We start from the raw sequence: 14,306 nt of genomic DNA on the forward strand, positions 1-14,306 counted from the left end.
TCTGGCCCTTCTGCTTCGCTGCAATGAGCGCCTTGAGCGCTTCCTCGTAACGATCGACGAACTGGTCAGGATCGAACGGGCCGGCCTTTTGCTCGATGATGCGGCGGGCGATATCGACCATGGCGGGGTCGGGAGCCTGGTCCGTGATGGCCCCGAACACTTCCCGCGACGCCCTGACCTCGTCGCGTGTGCGCAGGGAATAGGCCAGAATGCCGCGATCGCGCGGCTCAAGCGCCAGCAGGCGTTCCCGCGTTGACAGAACGACACGACCGAGAGCGATCTTGCCCTCAGATCGCATAGCCTCGCGGATAACCCCGAACGCCTCTTCGGCCAGGGCCCCTGCCGGGGCTAGGTAGTAGGGGTTGTCCCAATACAGGCGGTCGATCTCCTCCTCGGGCACGAAGCGTTCGATGTCGATCGTCTTCGTGCTCTCCAGCTTGACCGATTTGATCTCCTCGTCGGTCAGCAGGATGTACTCGTCCTTGGCGACGGCGTAGCCCTTGACCAGCGAAGACCGTTCGACCGGCCCGGTGTCGGGGTCGGTCGTCACCATGCGAATGCGGTTGTTGGTCTCAGGGTTGATAAGGTTGAACCGCACATCGCCGCCGGAGCTGGTCGCGGTGTAGAGCGCGACCGGGCATGTCACGAGGGAAAGGCGCAGGTGTCCCTGCCAGGTGGGGCGATAAGCCATGTCGGACCTCCGGGCGGCGCCGCATGCGCCGCCGACTCAACACCGGGCCCGGTGATTCGCTCCCTGATGCTCAGTCGCAGGGCTCCGCCTGCCCGTCGCTGAGGTCGATGACGAAGCAGTGTTCCTGTCCGCCGTCCAGGTCCGCCACGAAGATGCGGATCTCGTCGTCGGCGTCGACGGGCGGAGAGTAGAGTTCGGTAAATCCGACGGCTGCCGCTTCAAAACTGCGGGCTTCCAGGACGTGGCCGTGCGCCCGGCCGAGACCTTCAGCATAGGCGAAATAGCGATGCTGTTCGGGTTCAATCATTCGCGGCTCCTCTCTGTCTGAACGCAGGGGGCCAGAAAAGGATTCCATGATTCGGCGTCAGGCGGCTCGCGTCACATCCCGATAAGGCTCGCCCCGATCGCCCGCCTCAGATCTGGTCAGCACCCGCGTTTCGAACGACGAGGAGATGGCGACCTTGATGCCTCGGTGCCTGACGCCTTCGTCCAGCGACTTGGCCGTGCGCTCTATTTGATAGAGCGTTTCGCACCATTCCGTGCTGTTGACCTCGATGAGGCCGGGCAGGAGATCGGTGTTGTCGCCGGCGGCGGTGATCAGGGCGTCTAGGGCGGCTGTCAGTTGTTCGGGCTCATGGGGTGGGGTTTAGCTGAGTCGCCCGTCAGGCGCCGCGTTTCGCCGCCAGACGAGATCTGGGCCAATAGTCCGCGCAGTGATGGCCGCCGTAGCTGAACAGGCGGACCACTTCTTGCGGCATCCCCGCTTCTTTAAGGCGGACGTGGTCGACGTCGCGCAACAGGTAGGCCACGTCGTCCAGACGCAGGCCGCCCTCGGGCAGCCAGGCGATCAGGCGGCGCATTCTCAGCACGTCTGAGGTGTCGCGGTGACTTGAGCGGAAGCCGTCGGCGTTCGGATCGTTCGCCATCGACACCGACAGTCGGCGCGAGCCGCAGTTGTCGCAGCGCAGGGAGCAAGCCCACTCGCACGCGTCGCGCGTCAGCCAGTCGGGAAACTGCCTGATCAGGTCCAAACCGGTGAAGCGCCCCTCACGGCGGCAGACGCAACATAGGACTTGGAGCTGTGACCCTCGATCCGGCACCTCGATCAGGGGGAAGTGGTGCAGGCCGATGGGGAAATGATCGTCAGGCGTTGATCCGATGCCGCGCCAGAAGGGGGTGTCTTCTTCCTGAGACATGGCTCAATGCGCCGTCGCGCCCCGCGTCGTGCAGGCCGAGCGGAGCCGGGCGAAAGCCCCTGGGGCTTTCGTCTCGATCTCGCGCAGGATGCACCCGGCGCCGGCTCGGCCGTCCGCCGTGGTCAGGTCCAGACCGGTCAGCTGCAGCATCAAAGCGGCGAGTTCCTTGTCTCGGTCGCTCATTGCGGGCGCCCCACAAGCCGCATTCCCGCGACCAGCCCGGCGATCAGGTCGACCGTTGGGGTGGGAATGTCTGCGCCGTTGCGCTGTTCAAGCTCACGGTCCAACTGCTCCAGATCGCGGGCGAAGGCCTCGTCTGGGCCAAGGGATTTCGTTTCCATGTTCGTCCTCATGCGCGCTTCTGGAAGGGGGTGACGGTGCCGGCCTTCCCGGTGCAGTAGTCGCTCCAGGCGTCCATGAGCGCGCGGCGCTTTTCCATGGCCTGTCCGCGTCGATAGGCTCGGCGCACGGCCGATCCGACAGTATGGGCGAGAGCTTCTTCGCTGATCTCGTCCGCGAAGCTCGTGCAGTCGACAGCCCAGTCCTTGAAGGCGGACCGGAATCCGTGCGGCGTGGCGTCTGTCACGCCCATCTTCCGCATCGCCATTGCCATGGCCATGTCGGAGAGCGGCCCCTTGAGGCCGGGGAAAATCAGGCCGCTTCGGTGGCCTCGATCGACGCGAGCAAGAACGCTTAGCGCAGCTTCAGAAAGTGGAACGCGGTGTTCGGCACCGGCCTTCATGCGGGCGGCGGGGACAATCCACACGTCGCCATCGATCTCTTCCCAAACTGCCCCTCGCACCTCGCCGGAGCGGGCCGCGGTGAAGATGAGGAAGGCTATGGCAAACGCCGAGACGCTCTTCCGGGTGCCGAGTAGCTCTATGAAGGCGGGGACGCCCTGATAGGGCATGGCCGCATGATGGCCGCCGCCGCGCTTGGTCGCCGGTAGCAGCTTGTCGAGGTGCCCCTTCCACCGAGCGGGGTTGTCGCCTGTTCGCAAGCCCTTGGCTGTTGCTGCATCAAGAATGCGTTCAATGCGATTGCGCACGCGCCGAGCGGTCTCCGGCCGCGAAGTCCAGACTTTCCGCAGGTCGCGGAGAACCATCTCGGTATCCACGTCCGTGACTGATGAACGCCACACCGTAGGAGCGTGCTGTTTGAGCGATGCCTCCCATTGAGGTCGCTGCTTGGCGGACCGCCAGGTCGGCTCAAGATCGTCCATCAGATCCGAAGCGACGCGTGCGAAAGGCGTGCGCTCTACAGCCGCGCGTTCCTCGCGCCGCGTCTCGATGGGGTCGATGCCGTCGCGAAGGAGTCGTCGCGCGTCATCGGCACGGTGCCGGGCCTCCTTGAGGTCGACGTCGATCAGTGAGCCCAGGCCCATCTCACGGCGCCGCCCCCGGAATTTGAAGATCAGCACCCAAAACCGTCCGCCGGCCTGATCGACGCGCACATAGAGACCGCGCCCGTCGAGGTGCAGTCCTGGCTCGCGGATCGCCTTGAGCGTGACGTTGGTGAGAAGGTTGTAGGAAGCCATATCCTCTCCGAGAACGGAACCAGAACATAGCATCACGACGGGAGCGGTCGCCTCCCTAACTCTCTCCCTACCCGAAGAGCGCAACTGCCCGTGGACGCTGACGGACACCAACGGACGAAAATGCCCGTGGCGCAAGGGTTTCAGCGGGGGGGGTGTGGATAGCTGCGGACGCCGATGGACTGGGATGTGGCGGACAGAGAGGGATTCGAACCCTCGATAGAGTTGCCCCTATACACGCGTTCCAGGCGTGCGCCTTCAACCACTCGGCCACCTGTCCATTCCACCTGGTCCCGGATGCGTCCGGGGCGGAGCCGTCGGGAGCGGACCGACGGGAGGGGCTGATTAGAGCATGACGACCCCATGGGCAAGCGCCCTTGAAGCCTCCATATAGGCGAAGACGCTGTTTTCGCGGAGTTCGCGCCATGTTGTTGAAGAAGAATGCTGAACTGCCCACGCCTGAGACGGCTCTGCCGGGCCGGGCCGAGGCGTCGTCGACCGATGAGACCCACTTCGTGCTGGGCCATGCGCTGAAGGGACCGCACCCCGCGGGGATGCAGACGGCCGTGTTCGGCATGGGCTGTTTCTGGGGCGTGGAGCGGGTGTTCTGGCAGTTGCCGGGCGTGTGGGTCACGTCGGCGGGCTATGCGGGCGGGATCACGCCCAATCCGACCTATAAGGAGGTCTGCTCGGGCCGCACCGGCCATACGGAGGTGGTGCAGGTGGTGTTTGATCCGGCCCGTATTTCATATGGCGACCTGCTGAAAGCCTTCTGGGAGAACCATGATCCGACGCAGGGCATGCGTCAGGGCAACGATCAGGGCACGCAGTATCGTTCAGCCATCTACACGTTGAACGAGGTGCAGCAGGCGGAGGCGCTGGCCTCGCGCGAGGCCTATCAGGCGGCGTTGAGCGCGGCGGGGCGCGGGGCGATCACGACCGAGATCGAACCGGCCGGACCCTATTACTTCGCCGAGGACTACCATCAGGGCTATCTGGCCAAGAATCCGGCGGGCTATTGCGGCATCGGCGGGACGGGCGTGGTCTGCCCGATCGGCCTGGGCGTCGGGGCCTAGGATGGATCGCGCGGGCGTGGGCGAGGCTTGCCTGGCCTTGCCGGGGGCTACGATGGATCACCCGTTCGGGCCGGGCCATGACGCCTATAAGGTCGGGGGCAAGATGTTCGCCATCGTCGGCGCCGAGGGCGGGCTGTCGTTCAAGGTTTCGGACATCGCCTATGAGGTGCTGACCGAGGCGGGGCGGGCGGCGCCGGCCCCCTATCTGGCGCGGGCGAAGTGGGTGCACCTGGCCGATCCGGGCGATTGGCCGGATGCTGAACTGACCGATCACCTCAAGTCGGCCCACGCCCTGATCGCCGCCAAGCTGACGAAGAAGGCGCGGGCCGAGCTGGGGCTTTAGGCGGCGGCGTTCCGCGATCGGAACCACAGGTAGAGAATCCCCACGGGCGCGATGAAGATCGAGAAGCCCCACAGGAAGAAGTTCACCAGCACCTTCAGGACCATCAGGACGATGGCGTTCATGAAGAAGACGGTTTCGCCCATCATCACCCGCTTGATCTCGTCCCAGACCAGCTTCGAGAAGGGAAACAGCAGGGCGCCGACGCCGAAGACGGCCAGGGTGGCGGCGCGATCATGCAGGGGCTTGGCGCCGTCCAGCGACAGCATCATCCAAGTCATGAAGGCCATGAAGGCGGCGCTGAGCACATAGGCGCGGATCAGATAGCGCGGCTGCACCGAGCCGAAGATGCGCTTGACGAAATTCATGTCGGAGGGACGCTTTCTTACCGGGTCTTGGTCTTCTGTTCGGCGATCCAGCGGGCCATGCGCGCGTCCAGCAGGGCCAGCGGCAGGGCGCCGTCGACCAGCAGGGCGTCGTGGAAGGTCCGCACGTCGAAGCGGTCGCCCAGTTCGCGCTCGGCCTTCTGGCGGATTTCGCGCAGGCGGATCTCGCCGATCTTGTAGGCGGTGGCCTGACCGGGGTCGCCGATGTAGCGCTGCAGTTCGGTCTCGATGTTATGCGTGGACAGGGCCGAGTTGTCGCGGAAGCAGGCGCGAGCCTGTTCCTCGCTCCAGCCCAGCCAGTGCAGGCCGGTGTCGGCCACCAGACGGCAGGCGCGCCACATCTCATAGCTGAGGCGGCCGAACCGCTCATAGGGCGTGCGATAGATGCCCATCTCCTCGCCCAGGAACTCGGAATAGAGGCCCCAACCTTCGCTGAAGGCCGTGACCGAGGCGTCGCGGCGGTAATAGGGTTGGTCGGCGGCTTCCTGCTGCAAGGCGACCTGCAGGTGGTGGCCCGGCACGGCCTCGTGCACCGTCAGGGCGGGCAGTTCATACAGCGGCCGCTGGTCCAGCTTGCCGGTGTTGACGATGTAGCCCCCGGCCACGCCGGTCTTCATCGATCCCGCGTTGTAGCGGCCGGTGGTGTAGGTCTCCTCCATCTCGATCGGCACCGGACGCACGCCGTAGGGCAGGCGCGGCAGGGTGGCGAACAGCGACGGCAGGCGGTCATCCGAGCGCTTGGCGATTTCGGACGCCTTCTCCAGCAGTTCCTCGCGCGTCTGGGCGTAGAATTGCGGGTCGGTGCGCAGGAAGGTCAGGAAGCCGGCGAAGTCGCCGGTCCAGCCGGCGGCGCGCATCTCCGTCTCCATGCGGGCGCGGATGCGGGCCACTTCCTGCTGGCCGATCTCATGCACCTGATCGGGCGTCAGGTCGGTGGTGGTGTGGCTGCGGACCAGGAAGGCGTACAGGTTGCGGCCGCCGGGGCGGTGGACCAGGCCGGGCTCCTGCGGGGCCTTGGGCGCGTATTCGTCGCGCAGCAGGTCGCGCCAGGCGGTGCGGCGAGCGGTGATCGGTCCCTCGACAATGGCGCGGGCGCGGGCGCGGAACTGCTCCTGCTGGGCGGGGGGGATGGAGGCGGGCAGGGTGTTGAACGGACGCAGCAGGACGTCGCCCGCCTCGCCCGGCGTCAGGTCGCGCTCGGCCTGGGCCAGGGCGCTGTCGACGACCGAACGGGCCTGAATCAGGCCGGTCTCCAGCCCGCGCCGGGTGTTGGCGATCCCGGCGTCGTAATAGGCGGGCGCGGCTTCCAGGCGCTTCAACCAGGCCTCGGCGTCGGCGGCCGTGGCGATGCGCGTAGCGGGCGCCAGATAGGCCAGAAGCTGGCCGGGACCGCCTTCGGAATCAAAGGCCAGACGCGACGGATCCAGTTCGATCCGCTCCAACTCGCGGCCGATCAGATAGCCGACGAAGGCGTGGTTCAGGCGGTGGGCTTCGTCCAGCGCGGCAGGGTTGATGGCGTCCAGCCGCGCCTTCAGGGCGTTCAGCGGTGCGCGGCGGGCCAGTTCGCCTGCACGGCTGGCGTCGGGCAGGCGCGACAGGGCGGCGCGGTCGCCGTCCATGCCCGAACCAATGGGGTCGACCTGGCGCAGATAGGCTTCGTAATCGACCAGCAGGGCGTCCAGCGCAGCGGCGGCCGACGACTGGCCTTGAACGACGGCGGCCTGGGCCGGCAGGGCGGCGGCGCCCGCAAGGCCCGACAGGCCGATACCGGCGGCGAGAAGAAGATGACGCATGAACTAAAGCCCTCCCAAGAACTGGCGGGGAGGGGAGCGGACCGCGCCGCTGCGGTCAAGCCTTCAGCGGCACAACTCCAGGAAACGCGCCGCGCGGCCTTCCGAACCCGGCTGGGCGGCCATCATCGCGCGCTGGTCGCCGTCCCACACCGCCAGCCAGCCGACGCGGCGAAATTGGAGGAAGACGGGGTGGGAGGCGGGCGCCGTGGCGACCAGGTGGACGCCGTCGTGCATGTCGGCCGCTTCGACGCGTGCGGGAAAGGTCTCGGTGTCGCCGCCTGATTCCAGGGTGATGGCGCGACGGTTCGGCGCCTGATCGGCGGCCAGGGACAGGCCGATCTTGCCGGAGCCGGGCGCGCACATGAGGCTGAGCGGAACGTCGTCGGACTGGGCCAGGCCATAGGACAGGCGCGGCTCGTCCGGGTCTTCGTTCAAGAACCAGTCGTAGCCGGCGACGGGCAAGGGCGCGCCGGTCATGTTCAGCGGGGCGATGCTGGGGGCGCAGGCGCCCAGAGCAGCGGTCAAAGCTGCGCTCATGGTGATGAAGGCGGCGGCGGTCAGCCAGCGGGCAGGGCGCATCCTTGTCCTTATCCGGTGCACAGTTCAGCGAAGCGGCGCAGCTTGGACAGATTCGCCCGATCGATCTCGATGGCGGTCGTCTGGTCGCCAAGGGCGAGGGTCAGTCGCCCGGAGGCTAGGAAGGCGGCGAAGACGGGATGGTCGGCGCGCAGCGTCGCCTCCAGCCGTCCGCGTCGCGCGCGGGCCTCGACCTCGGCCGAGGCGCTGCCGGAGCGGATGACGGCGAAGCCGTCGGCGCCGGGCGCGTCATGGAAAGCCAGGCGGACGATGCTGGAGCCGGGCGCGCATTCCAGGGTGGTGCGCAGGCGCGGCGTGTCGGGAATCTCATTGGCCAGGACCAGGGGACCGTCGCCGCTATAGAGGGTCCAGGTCCAGCCCTCGGACGCGCGGGCGGACCGGGCGGGCGATGCGGCCTGGGGCCGCTCTGCGGGCGTGTACGCTCCGGTCTGAGGGGCCGTCTGCACGGCCAATGAGAGCAACGTGGCCTGAACCAGGCCGAGCATTGAGGTCATGTTTCAGCCCCCGCTGAGGAAGACGGGGGACTGTGGTCAGGCATGTCCCGAAGCGCAATAGCTAAGAAAGCCCTGGACCATTCGCCGCTCGGCGCGGGTGGCGGTCAGTTGGCGGTCCCCGGCCTCGGTCTGGACCGTCATGCGGCCGCCGCGCGCCAGGCCGGTCAGGGCCGCGTCGCCGAGCGGCAGACGCGTCTCGAAGGCCTCGCCGTTCGACAGCGGGTCGATGGGCTGAGGTTCGTGCGAGGCCAGGATCAGGCCCGTACTGCGCGGCTGGACGTCGCCGTAGACCACGGCGGCGCCGTCGCCCGGCGCGCAGGTCAGCATCAGAGCCAGTTGGTCCGAATCCGGCAGGCCATAGGCCAGTTTGGCCATCGCCCCCTCGTGCAGCATATGCCAGCCGGGAACGGCCTCGCCGCCGCTGCGGGGCGAGGACGGAGAATAGGTCGCCGCATGGGCCGCGACGGCGGCCAGGCCCACGGCGGCCAGGATGGGAAAGACGGTTTTACGCATGACAAGTCCACTCGCGTTCGACAGATCAAACGCGGGTCGCTTGTTAACGGTTCACGGCTCCGCTGGATCGCGCGCGATTCAGTGATGCGGTGCGGCCGGAATCACACGTTTCGGTGAACGCGGGTCAGAAGGGGCTGAAGCGTTCGACCAGGGACTGGGCGGCGGGCGTCGCCTGCATCCGGCTGATGTCGCCGCGCCCGCCGTAGCTGATGCGCGCCTCGGCGATCTGGCTGTGGCGGATGGTGTTGGCGCTGGAGATGTCCTCGGGGCGGACGATGCCGGCCACGGTCAGCTCGCGCACCTCGCGGTTGGTGCGCACTTCTTGCCGACCTTGGATGACCAGGTTGCCGTTGGGCATGACGGCGGTGACGACGGCGGCGACCGTCAGGTTAACCCGTTCCGAGCGGTTGACGATGCCCGAGCCGTTGGCGTTCACCGCCCCCTCCGTGCCGATCATGTTCGCCGGATCGAAGCCGCCGGGGAAGGCGCGGCCCAGGCTGTTCTCCAGGCCGAAGAAGTTGGTGACGCCGCCCGAGGCGCTGTTGGTGCGGTTGCGCTGGGTCGTGTTCTGGGTCTGGGCGCGGTCGTTGATGTCGATGGCGACGGTCAGGATGTCGCCGACGCGGCGCGCCCGCTGGTCGCCGAAGAAGCTGCGCGCGCCGGTGCGCCACAGGCTGTTGGCGCTGGCCGAGGTCGGCTCGGGCAGATAGGCCTGCTCGACCGGGACCAGGGCAGCGGGATAGCCGATGGGCGCCAGTTCCGGCCCCTTCACCGCCTCGATGGCGGTGGAGCAGGCGGCCAGGCTCAGGGCGGATAAGGACAGGGCGGCGACGGTGATGGGGCGCATGATGGAACTCTCGCTCAACGGGCGGCGAACTGTTGCGGGTTGCGGCGGGCGATCTGGGCGGCGGGACCGGCGACGGCCCGGCCGGGGGCCACGGCCACGGCGTCGATGGTGCGGTTGGACTGGACGTTCAGGATCGGCACGGCCTCGCCCGCCGAGGCGTTGCGGGTGGCCTTGCCGGTGACGGTCAGCTCGACCCCGTCGCTGATATAGGCGACCTCGACCATGTCGTTGCGGGCGATGACCTGGGGCGAGGCCAGGTCGCGCGGGCCGACGGGCGATCCGGCGCGCAGGGCGCGCTTGGCCTGCAGGCCGATCACCGCCTCGGCGTCCTGGGGGCCGCCTGCGGGGGCCAGGTGCGACTGGACCGAGGCCCAGACCACGTCCTCGGGCTGGATCACGTCGCCGGCGGCCAGGCTGCGGGCGTAGGTCAGAACCTCGACGCTGGTCCCTGCGCGGGCGCTGACGCTGGCGGCGGCGGGGCGGGCCGAGGCTTCGGCTGGCAGGGCGCCGGCAGAAAGGGCGCCGCCTTCGCGCACCACGATGCGGCGCAGGCCGGTCGGATTGCTCCACTCCAGCCCGGCGCGGCGCGCGGCGATCTGGACCTGAGAGGCCTCCAGCACGGCGGTGGCTCCGGCGCGGCGGCCTACCACGACGTTCGAGGCGGCGCCCGCGTCGTCGAACAGCTCGCCCAGGGTGATGCGGCCGTCGTCGTCGACCGGATCGGACAGCAGATTGACCGGCCCGGCCAAGGCGGGTGCGGCGAATGCGGCGATGGCGGCGGCGAGGATCAGGGCGCGCTTCATGGCTCAGACCTTCCCTTCAGCTCTTCACCTGGGCCGAGACGGACAGCATCTCGTCGGCGGTGGTGATGACCTTGGAGTTCATCTCATAGGCGCGCTGGGCCACGATCAGGGCGGTGATCTCGCTGACCGCGTCGACGTTCGACGCCTCAGTGTAGTGTTGCAGCAGATTGCCGTAGCCGACCTCGCCGGGCGCCCCGACCGTGGCCGGGCCGGACGCCGCCGTCTCCAGCAGCAGGTTGTCGCCGATGGCTTCTAGACCCGCCTCGTTGAAGAAGGTGGCCAGTTCCAGCTGGCCCACGACCTGCGGCTCGGTCTGGCCGGCGGTGGTGACCTGGACCTGACCCGACTTGGAGATAGAGACGTCCAGGGCGTCCTGCGGAATGGCGATGGCCGGCTCGACCGCATAGCCGTCGTCCGTCACCAGCTGGCCTTCGCCGTTGACGGTGAAGTTGCCCGCGCGGGTATAGGCCAGTTCGCCCGAGGGCAGGGTGATCTGGAAGTAGCCCTTGCCCTGGATGGCGATGTCGTAGGTGTTGCCGGTGCGGTTGGGGCTGCCCTGTTCGGTGATGCGATAGACGCTGCCCGCCTTGACGCCCGAGCCGATCTGGATGCCGGTCGGCACCACGGTGCCCTGCGAAGAGGACTGGGCCCCCATGCGCTCGACGTTCTGGTACAGCAGATCCTGGAACTCGGCCCGCTGACGCTTGAAGCCGACCGTGTTCATGTTGGCGATGTTGTTGGAGATGACCTCCACGTTCAGCTGCTGGGCGGCCATGCCGGTGGCGGCGGTGCGAAGCGCGCGCATGTCTCAGCTCTCCCTTACGAAACCCGGCCCAGCCGCTCGACGGAGCGGCGTGACAGGTCGTTGGCGTTTTCGATCATCTTGGTCACGCGCTCATAGGCGCGGCTGATCTCGATGAGGTTGGTGATTTCCACGAGGGTGTTGACGTTCGACCCTTCCAGCATCCCCTGGCGGACCTGGGCGTCGGTCGCGTCCATCGGCTGGGCGTTGGAGGCGTTGCGGTACAGGCCGTCGCCGGACTTCTGCAGCACCGACAGGGCGTCGAAGCGCACCACGGTCAGGCGGCCGACGGGCTGGCCTTCCTGGCTGATCGTGCCGTCGGCGCCGACGCTGGCGGGGCCGCGCTGCGGGTCCAGAACGATCTCGGCGCCGTCGGCCAGGACCGGCAGGCCCTGCTTGGTCGTCAGCCGCCCTTCGGGATCGGTCACGAAGGCGCCGTCGCGGGTATAGGCGGGACCGCTCGGCGTCTGCACGGTGAAGAAGGCGCCTTCGCCCTCGATGCCGAAGTCCAGCTCGCGGCCGGTCTGCTTCAGCGTTCCCTGGCCGAAATCGCGGCCCACGCCCTTGTCCAGCACGAAGCTGGCCGAGGGGCGGATATTGTCGTTGCGGGCGCGCTGGCCCACTTCGGTCCCGACCATCAGCTGTTCGACCTTGAAGCCGGTGGTGTCGGCGTTGGCGATGTTGTTGGCCACGATGTCCAGCTCGCGGCGAAGCGTCATCTGGCGCGACAGTCCGATATAGGCGGCGTTTTCCACGAGCGGGCTCCTTTCGCCGTTTCCCGTCGCAACGACCGTGCCAACAGGGTTAACGCCCGTGGAATGGGGATTTGAGCGGTTTTCGCTCCTGCGGCGCCCGGCAGGATTTGCCGATCGTAAACGCCTCGTTAACCAAAACAGGGCCACACCCGGCATGTGAGGATCGGGGCGGCTTACGCATGCTGAAACTGAAGCTGGGCAAGAAGAAGAGCGAAGCGCCGACCGGCGACGACGCGAACCTGCCCGCCGTGAGCGACGGCGCGCCCGGCGCCGAGGGCGAGGACGGCGAAGCCGCGCCCGCCAAGAAGAAGATCCCGCTGCTGTTCATCATCATTCCGGCGGCCCTGGTGGTGCTGGGCGGCGGCGGCGCGACGGCCTTCCTGATGATGAAGCCCAAATCCGCCGAGGCGGCGGGCGATCATGCCGCTCCGGCCAAGGAAGAGAAGAAAGAGAAGAAGGAAGGCGGCGGCCACGGGGGCGGCGCCAAGGAAGGCGAGGCGGCCGAGGGCGCGGGCAAGATCGCTGCCGGTCCCGACGGCGTGACCTTCTACACCCTGCCGGACATGATCGTGAACATTCAGTCGGCCGACGGACGCCCGACCTATCTGAAGCTGCGCCTGACGCTGGAGATGAAGGACGCCGCCGTCGCCTCGCATCTTCAGGCTGAGGCGCCGCGCATGCAGGACATGTTCCAGGGCTTCCTGCGCGAACTGCGCCCCGAGGATCTGGCCGGGTCGGCCGGGTCGTATCAGCTGCGCGCCGAGATCCTGCGCCGGGTCAATCTGATCGCCGCGCCGGGCAAGGTGGACGCCGTGCTGATCGAAGAAATGCTGGTCCAGTAGTCATGACCGACGCCCTGGCCCCCGAGACGGAACTGGACCCCTTCGGCGGCGACGCCGGGCTGGCCGGCGACCTGGGCGCTGACCTGGGCGCGGGCCTGTCCGAACGGGTGCTGAACCAGGACGAGATCGACAGCCTGCTGGGCTTCGACATGGGCGGCGGGGACGATTCCGAACGCAGCGGCATCCGCGCCATCATCAACTCGGCCCTGGTCTCCTATGAGCGCCTGCCGATGCTCGAGATCGTCTTCGACCGCCTGGTGCGGTTGATGACGACGTCCTTGCGCAACTTCACCTCCGACAACGTCGAGGTCAGCCTCGACACCATCAGCTCGATCCGTTTCGGCGACTATCTGAACTCCATCCCCCTGCCGGCCATTCTGGCGGTGTTCCGGGCCGAGGAGCTGGATAACTACGGCCTGCTGACGGTCGATTCCAACCTGATCTATTCGATCGTCGACGTGCTGCTGGGCGGGCGTCGCGGCACGGCGGCCCTGCGGATCGAAGGGCGGCCCTACACCACCATCGAACGGGTGCTGGTGCAGCGCATGGTCGAGGTCATCCTGAACGACGCGCGCCAGGCGTTCGAGCCGCTGACCCCCGTCCACTTCAACCTGGACCGGCTGGAGACCAACCCTCGTTTCGCTGCCATCGCGCGCCCGGCCAACGCCGCCATCCTGGTCAAGCTGCGGATCGACATGGAAGATCGCGGCGGCCGGGTCGAGCTGCTGCTGCCCTATTCGACGCTGGAGCCGATCCGCAAGATGCTGCTGCAGCAGTTCATGGGCGAGAAGTTCGGCCGTGACAACATCTGGGAAGGCCACCTGGCCACCGAACTCTGGACCACGGAAACCGAGGTGCGCTGCGTCCTGGACGAGCAGCAGATGCCCCTGTCCAGGGTGCTTGATCTGAAGGTCGGCGACACCCTGATGCTGAACGTGACGCCTGAGTCCGAAGTGTCGGTGCGGGCGGGCTCCATTCCGCTGACCACCGGCCGCATGGGCCGCAAGGGCCAGCACATCGCCGTCCGCGTCGAAGGCCCCATCAGCACCGACGCCGCTGCCCGCCTCGCCAGGGAGAACAGCTGACATGACCGGCATCATCCTCGACTCCATCCTCATGCTGCTGCTGGTCGCGGCCATCGGCTATGGCATCAAGCTGGAGCGCAAGCTCAAGACCCTGCGCGAGGGGCAGTTGGCCTTCGCCGCCGCCGTGACCGAGCTGAACAGCGCCGCCGGGCGCGCCGAACAGGCGCTGGCCACCCTGCGCGCCTCGGGGCAGGAGACGGACCTGCTGCACGACCGCATCATCAAGGCACGCGCGGTTAAGCAGGAGCTGGAGGTGCTGATCGCCCGCGCGCCTGCCCGCCCGGCCGAGAGCCGCATCGAGACGCGCGAGGACGAGCGTCGCGCCGCCGCCAAGGCCCTGGCCGACATGGAGCCGATGATGGAGGTCGAGCGCGAGACCGTCCGCACCTCGTCGGTCGCCCCCTTGCTGGACGACGAGGCGCGCGCGCGCCGGATGGCCTCGCTGATGGAGCGCATCGAGGGCGCCCGCGCGGTCATGAAGGCGCCGTCGCCGAAGCCCGCGCCTGTCCCCGAGCGCGCCTCGCCGGTGATGCAGGCCCTGGCCGCTAACCA

The 14,306-nt window shown here is 67.7% G+C and carries 20 protein-coding genes and 1 tRNA gene; 5 read left to right on the forward strand and 16 right to left on the reverse strand.

Features of this window, described 5'->3' with window-relative positions:
• From B3D50_RS11655 to B3D50_RS11685, 7 genes are all read right to left on the reverse strand, one after another.
• Window positions 1-691: Ku protein (locus tag B3D50_RS11655; protein WP_286951342.1), on the reverse strand; the 691-nt coding region annotated here is incomplete at its 3' end.
• Between the two features lie 70 nt (window positions 692-761).
• Window positions 762-998 carry a DUF5961 family protein gene (locus B3D50_RS11660; RefSeq protein ID WP_046652485.1) on the reverse strand — a complete coding sequence of 79 codons (237 nt, stop codon included), beginning with the start codon at window positions 996-998 and terminating at the stop codon, window positions 762-764.
• 355 nt (window positions 999-1,353) lie between these two features.
• A complete protein-coding gene (locus tag B3D50_RS11665; RefSeq protein ID WP_286951343.1) occupies window positions 1,354-1,887 on the reverse strand; it encodes a hypothetical protein in 534 nt (177 codons plus the stop codon).
• Between the two features lie 3 nt (window positions 1,888-1,890).
• Window positions 1,891-2,070 (reverse strand): hypothetical protein, encoded by a 180-nt coding sequence (locus B3D50_RS11670; RefSeq protein ID WP_286951344.1) that lies wholly within the window; start codon window positions 2,068-2,070, stop codon window positions 1,891-1,893.
• Window positions 2,067-2,228 carry a hypothetical protein gene (locus B3D50_RS11675; RefSeq protein ID WP_286951345.1) on the reverse strand — a complete coding sequence of 54 codons (162 nt, stop codon included), beginning with the start codon at window positions 2,226-2,228 and terminating at the stop codon, window positions 2,067-2,069. The genes B3D50_RS11670 and B3D50_RS11675 overlap by 4 nt, the downstream gene beginning before the upstream one ends.
• A gap of 8 nt (window positions 2,229-2,236) precedes the next feature.
• Entirely contained in the window at window positions 2,237-3,424 is a 1,188-nt protein-coding gene (locus B3D50_RS11680; protein WP_286951346.1) for a tyrosine-type recombinase/integrase, read from the reverse strand.
• Between the two features lie 187 nt (window positions 3,425-3,611).
• Window positions 3,612-3,701: transfer RNA gene (locus tag B3D50_RS11685), tRNA-Ser, on the reverse strand.
• A gap of 145 nt (window positions 3,702-3,846) precedes the next feature.
• On the opposite strand from B3D50_RS11685, the gene msrA reads away from it, so the two are divergent.
• Together msrA and B3D50_RS11695 are read left to right on the forward strand one after the other, a co-directional pair.
• The gene (gene msrA / locus B3D50_RS11690; protein WP_286951347.1) at window positions 3,847-4,497 is read left to right on the forward strand and encodes a peptide-methionine (S)-S-oxide reductase MsrA; all 651 of its coding nucleotides are present in this window, start codon (window positions 3,847-3,849) and stop codon (window positions 4,495-4,497) included.
• Between the two features lies 1 nt (window position 4,498).
• Window positions 4,499-4,840: an MmcQ/YjbR family DNA-binding protein gene (locus tag B3D50_RS11695; protein ID WP_269300012.1), complete on the forward strand. Its 342-nt coding sequence runs from the start codon at window positions 4,499-4,501 to the stop codon at window positions 4,838-4,840.
• Here B3D50_RS11695 and B3D50_RS11700 read toward each other — a convergent pair.
• The 9 genes from B3D50_RS11700 to flgF all read right to left on the reverse strand — a co-directional run bounded on the left by B3D50_RS11700 (window position 4,837) and on the right by flgF (window position 11,827).
• Window positions 4,837-5,205, reverse strand: a complete 369-nt coding sequence (locus B3D50_RS11700; RefSeq protein WP_286951348.1) for a hypothetical protein — start codon at window positions 5,203-5,205, stop codon at window positions 4,837-4,839. The genes B3D50_RS11695 and B3D50_RS11700 overlap by 4 nt on opposite strands.
• A 17-nt stretch (window positions 5,206-5,222) precedes the next feature.
• On the reverse strand, window positions 5,223-7,016 hold the full coding sequence (locus B3D50_RS11705; protein ID WP_286951349.1) for a DUF885 domain-containing protein: 1,794 nt from the start codon (window positions 7,014-7,016) through the stop codon (window positions 5,223-5,225).
• A 63-nt stretch (window positions 7,017-7,079) separates the two neighbouring features.
• Window positions 7,080-7,595, reverse strand: a complete 516-nt coding sequence (locus B3D50_RS11710) for a hypothetical protein (RefSeq protein ID WP_286951350.1) — start codon at window positions 7,593-7,595, stop codon at window positions 7,080-7,082.
• Window positions 7,596-7,603: 8 nt separating this feature from the next.
• The gene (locus B3D50_RS11715) at window positions 7,604-8,107 is read right to left on the reverse strand and encodes a hypothetical protein (protein ID WP_286951352.1); all 504 of its coding nucleotides are present in this window, start codon (window positions 8,105-8,107) and stop codon (window positions 7,604-7,606) included.
• A gap of 36 nt (window positions 8,108-8,143) precedes the next feature.
• On the reverse strand, window positions 8,144-8,620 hold the full coding sequence (locus B3D50_RS11720) for a hypothetical protein (protein ID WP_269300018.1): 477 nt from the start codon (window positions 8,618-8,620) through the stop codon (window positions 8,144-8,146).
• A 124-nt stretch (window positions 8,621-8,744) separates the two neighbouring features.
• Entirely contained in the window at window positions 8,745-9,470 is a 726-nt protein-coding gene (flgH, locus tag B3D50_RS11725; protein ID WP_286951361.1) for a flagellar basal body L-ring protein FlgH, read from the reverse strand.
• Between the two features lie 11 nt (window positions 9,471-9,481).
• A complete protein-coding gene (gene flgA, locus B3D50_RS11730) occupies window positions 9,482-10,270 on the reverse strand; it encodes a flagellar basal body P-ring formation chaperone FlgA (RefSeq protein ID WP_286951354.1) in 789 nt (262 codons plus the stop codon).
• 16 nt (window positions 10,271-10,286) lie between these two features.
• Window positions 10,287-11,075: a flagellar basal-body rod protein FlgG gene (flgG, locus tag B3D50_RS11735; RefSeq protein WP_003163665.1), complete on the reverse strand. Its 789-nt coding sequence runs from the start codon at window positions 11,073-11,075 to the stop codon at window positions 10,287-10,289.
• Between the two features lie 14 nt (window positions 11,076-11,089).
• Complete coding sequence (flgF, locus tag B3D50_RS11740) at window positions 11,090-11,827, reverse strand: flagellar basal-body rod protein FlgF (RefSeq protein ID WP_286951355.1); 738 nt, start codon at window positions 11,825-11,827, stop codon at window positions 11,090-11,092.
• Window positions 11,828-12,006: 179 nt separating this feature from the next.
• On the opposite strand from flgF, the gene B3D50_RS11745 reads away from it, so the two are divergent.
• The 3 genes from B3D50_RS11745 to B3D50_RS11755 all read left to right on the forward strand — a co-directional run.
• On the forward strand, window positions 12,007-12,669 hold the full coding sequence (locus B3D50_RS11745; protein ID WP_286951356.1) for a flagellar basal body-associated FliL family protein: 663 nt from the start codon (window positions 12,007-12,009) through the stop codon (window positions 12,667-12,669).
• A 2-nt stretch (window positions 12,670-12,671) separates the two neighbouring features.
• On the forward strand, window positions 12,672-13,754 hold the full coding sequence (gene fliM, locus B3D50_RS11750; protein ID WP_286951357.1) for a flagellar motor switch protein FliM: 1,083 nt from the start codon (window positions 12,672-12,674) through the stop codon (window positions 13,752-13,754).
• Between the two features lies 1 nt (window position 13,755).
• Window positions 13,756-14,306, forward strand: a 551-nt coding sequence (locus B3D50_RS11755; protein ID WP_286951359.1) for a DUF6468 domain-containing protein, incomplete at its 3' end; no start/stop codon positions are given.

The sequence above is a fragment of the Brevundimonas sp. UBA7507 genome, from assembly GCF_002478355.1.
GTDB classification, from domain to species: domain Bacteria; phylum Pseudomonadota; class Alphaproteobacteria; order Caulobacterales; family Caulobacteraceae; genus Brevundimonas; species Brevundimonas diminuta_D.

Coding starts and splice junctions, on each gene's coding strand:
- flgA (WP_286951354.1), bottom strand. CDS start 10,270: ATGAAGCGCGCCCTGATCCTCGCCGCCGCCATCGCCGCATTCGCCGCA.
- B3D50_RS11705 (WP_286951349.1), bottom strand. CDS start 7,016: ATGCGTCATCTTCTTCTCGCCGCCGGTATCGGCCTGTCGGGCCTTGCG.
- fliM (WP_286951357.1), top strand. CDS start 12,672: ATGACCGACGCCCTGGCCCCCGAGACGGAACTGGACCCCTTCGGCGGC.
- B3D50_RS11695 (WP_269300012.1), top strand. CDS start 4,499: ATGGATCGCGCGGGCGTGGGCGAGGCTTGCCTGGCCTTGCCGGGGGCT.
- msrA (WP_286951347.1), top strand. CDS start 3,847: ATGTTGTTGAAGAAGAATGCTGAACTGCCCACGCCTGAGACGGCTCTG.
- B3D50_RS11700 (WP_286951348.1), bottom strand. CDS start 5,205: ATGAATTTCGTCAAGCGCATCTTCGGCTCGGTGCAGCCGCGCTATCTG.
- B3D50_RS11675 (WP_286951345.1), bottom strand. CDS start 2,228: ATGGAAACGAAATCCCTTGGCCCAGACGAGGCCTTCGCCCGCGATCTG.
- B3D50_RS11710 (WP_286951350.1), bottom strand. CDS start 7,595: ATGCGCCCTGCCCGCTGGCTGACCGCCGCCGCCTTCATCACCATGAGC.
- B3D50_RS11665 (WP_286951343.1), bottom strand. CDS start 1,887: ATGTCTCAGGAAGAAGACACCCCCTTCTGGCGCGGCATCGGATCAACG.
- B3D50_RS11660 (WP_046652485.1), bottom strand. CDS start 998: ATGATTGAACCCGAACAGCATCGCTATTTCGCCTATGCTGAAGGTCTC.
- B3D50_RS11720 (WP_269300018.1), bottom strand. CDS start 8,620: ATGCGTAAAACCGTCTTTCCCATCCTGGCCGCCGTGGGCCTGGCCGCC.
- B3D50_RS11745 (WP_286951356.1), top strand. CDS start 12,007: ATGCTGAAACTGAAGCTGGGCAAGAAGAAGAGCGAAGCGCCGACCGGC.
- flgG (WP_003163665.1), bottom strand. CDS start 11,075: ATGCGCGCGCTTCGCACCGCCGCCACCGGCATGGCCGCCCAGCAGCTG.
- B3D50_RS11680 (WP_286951346.1), bottom strand. CDS start 3,424: ATGGCTTCCTACAACCTTCTCACCAACGTCACGCTCAAGGCGATCCGC.
- B3D50_RS11670 (WP_286951344.1), bottom strand. CDS start 2,070: ATGAGCGACCGAGACAAGGAACTCGCCGCTTTGATGCTGCAGCTGACC.
- B3D50_RS11715 (WP_286951352.1), bottom strand. CDS start 8,107: ATGACCTCAATGCTCGGCCTGGTTCAGGCCACGTTGCTCTCATTGGCC.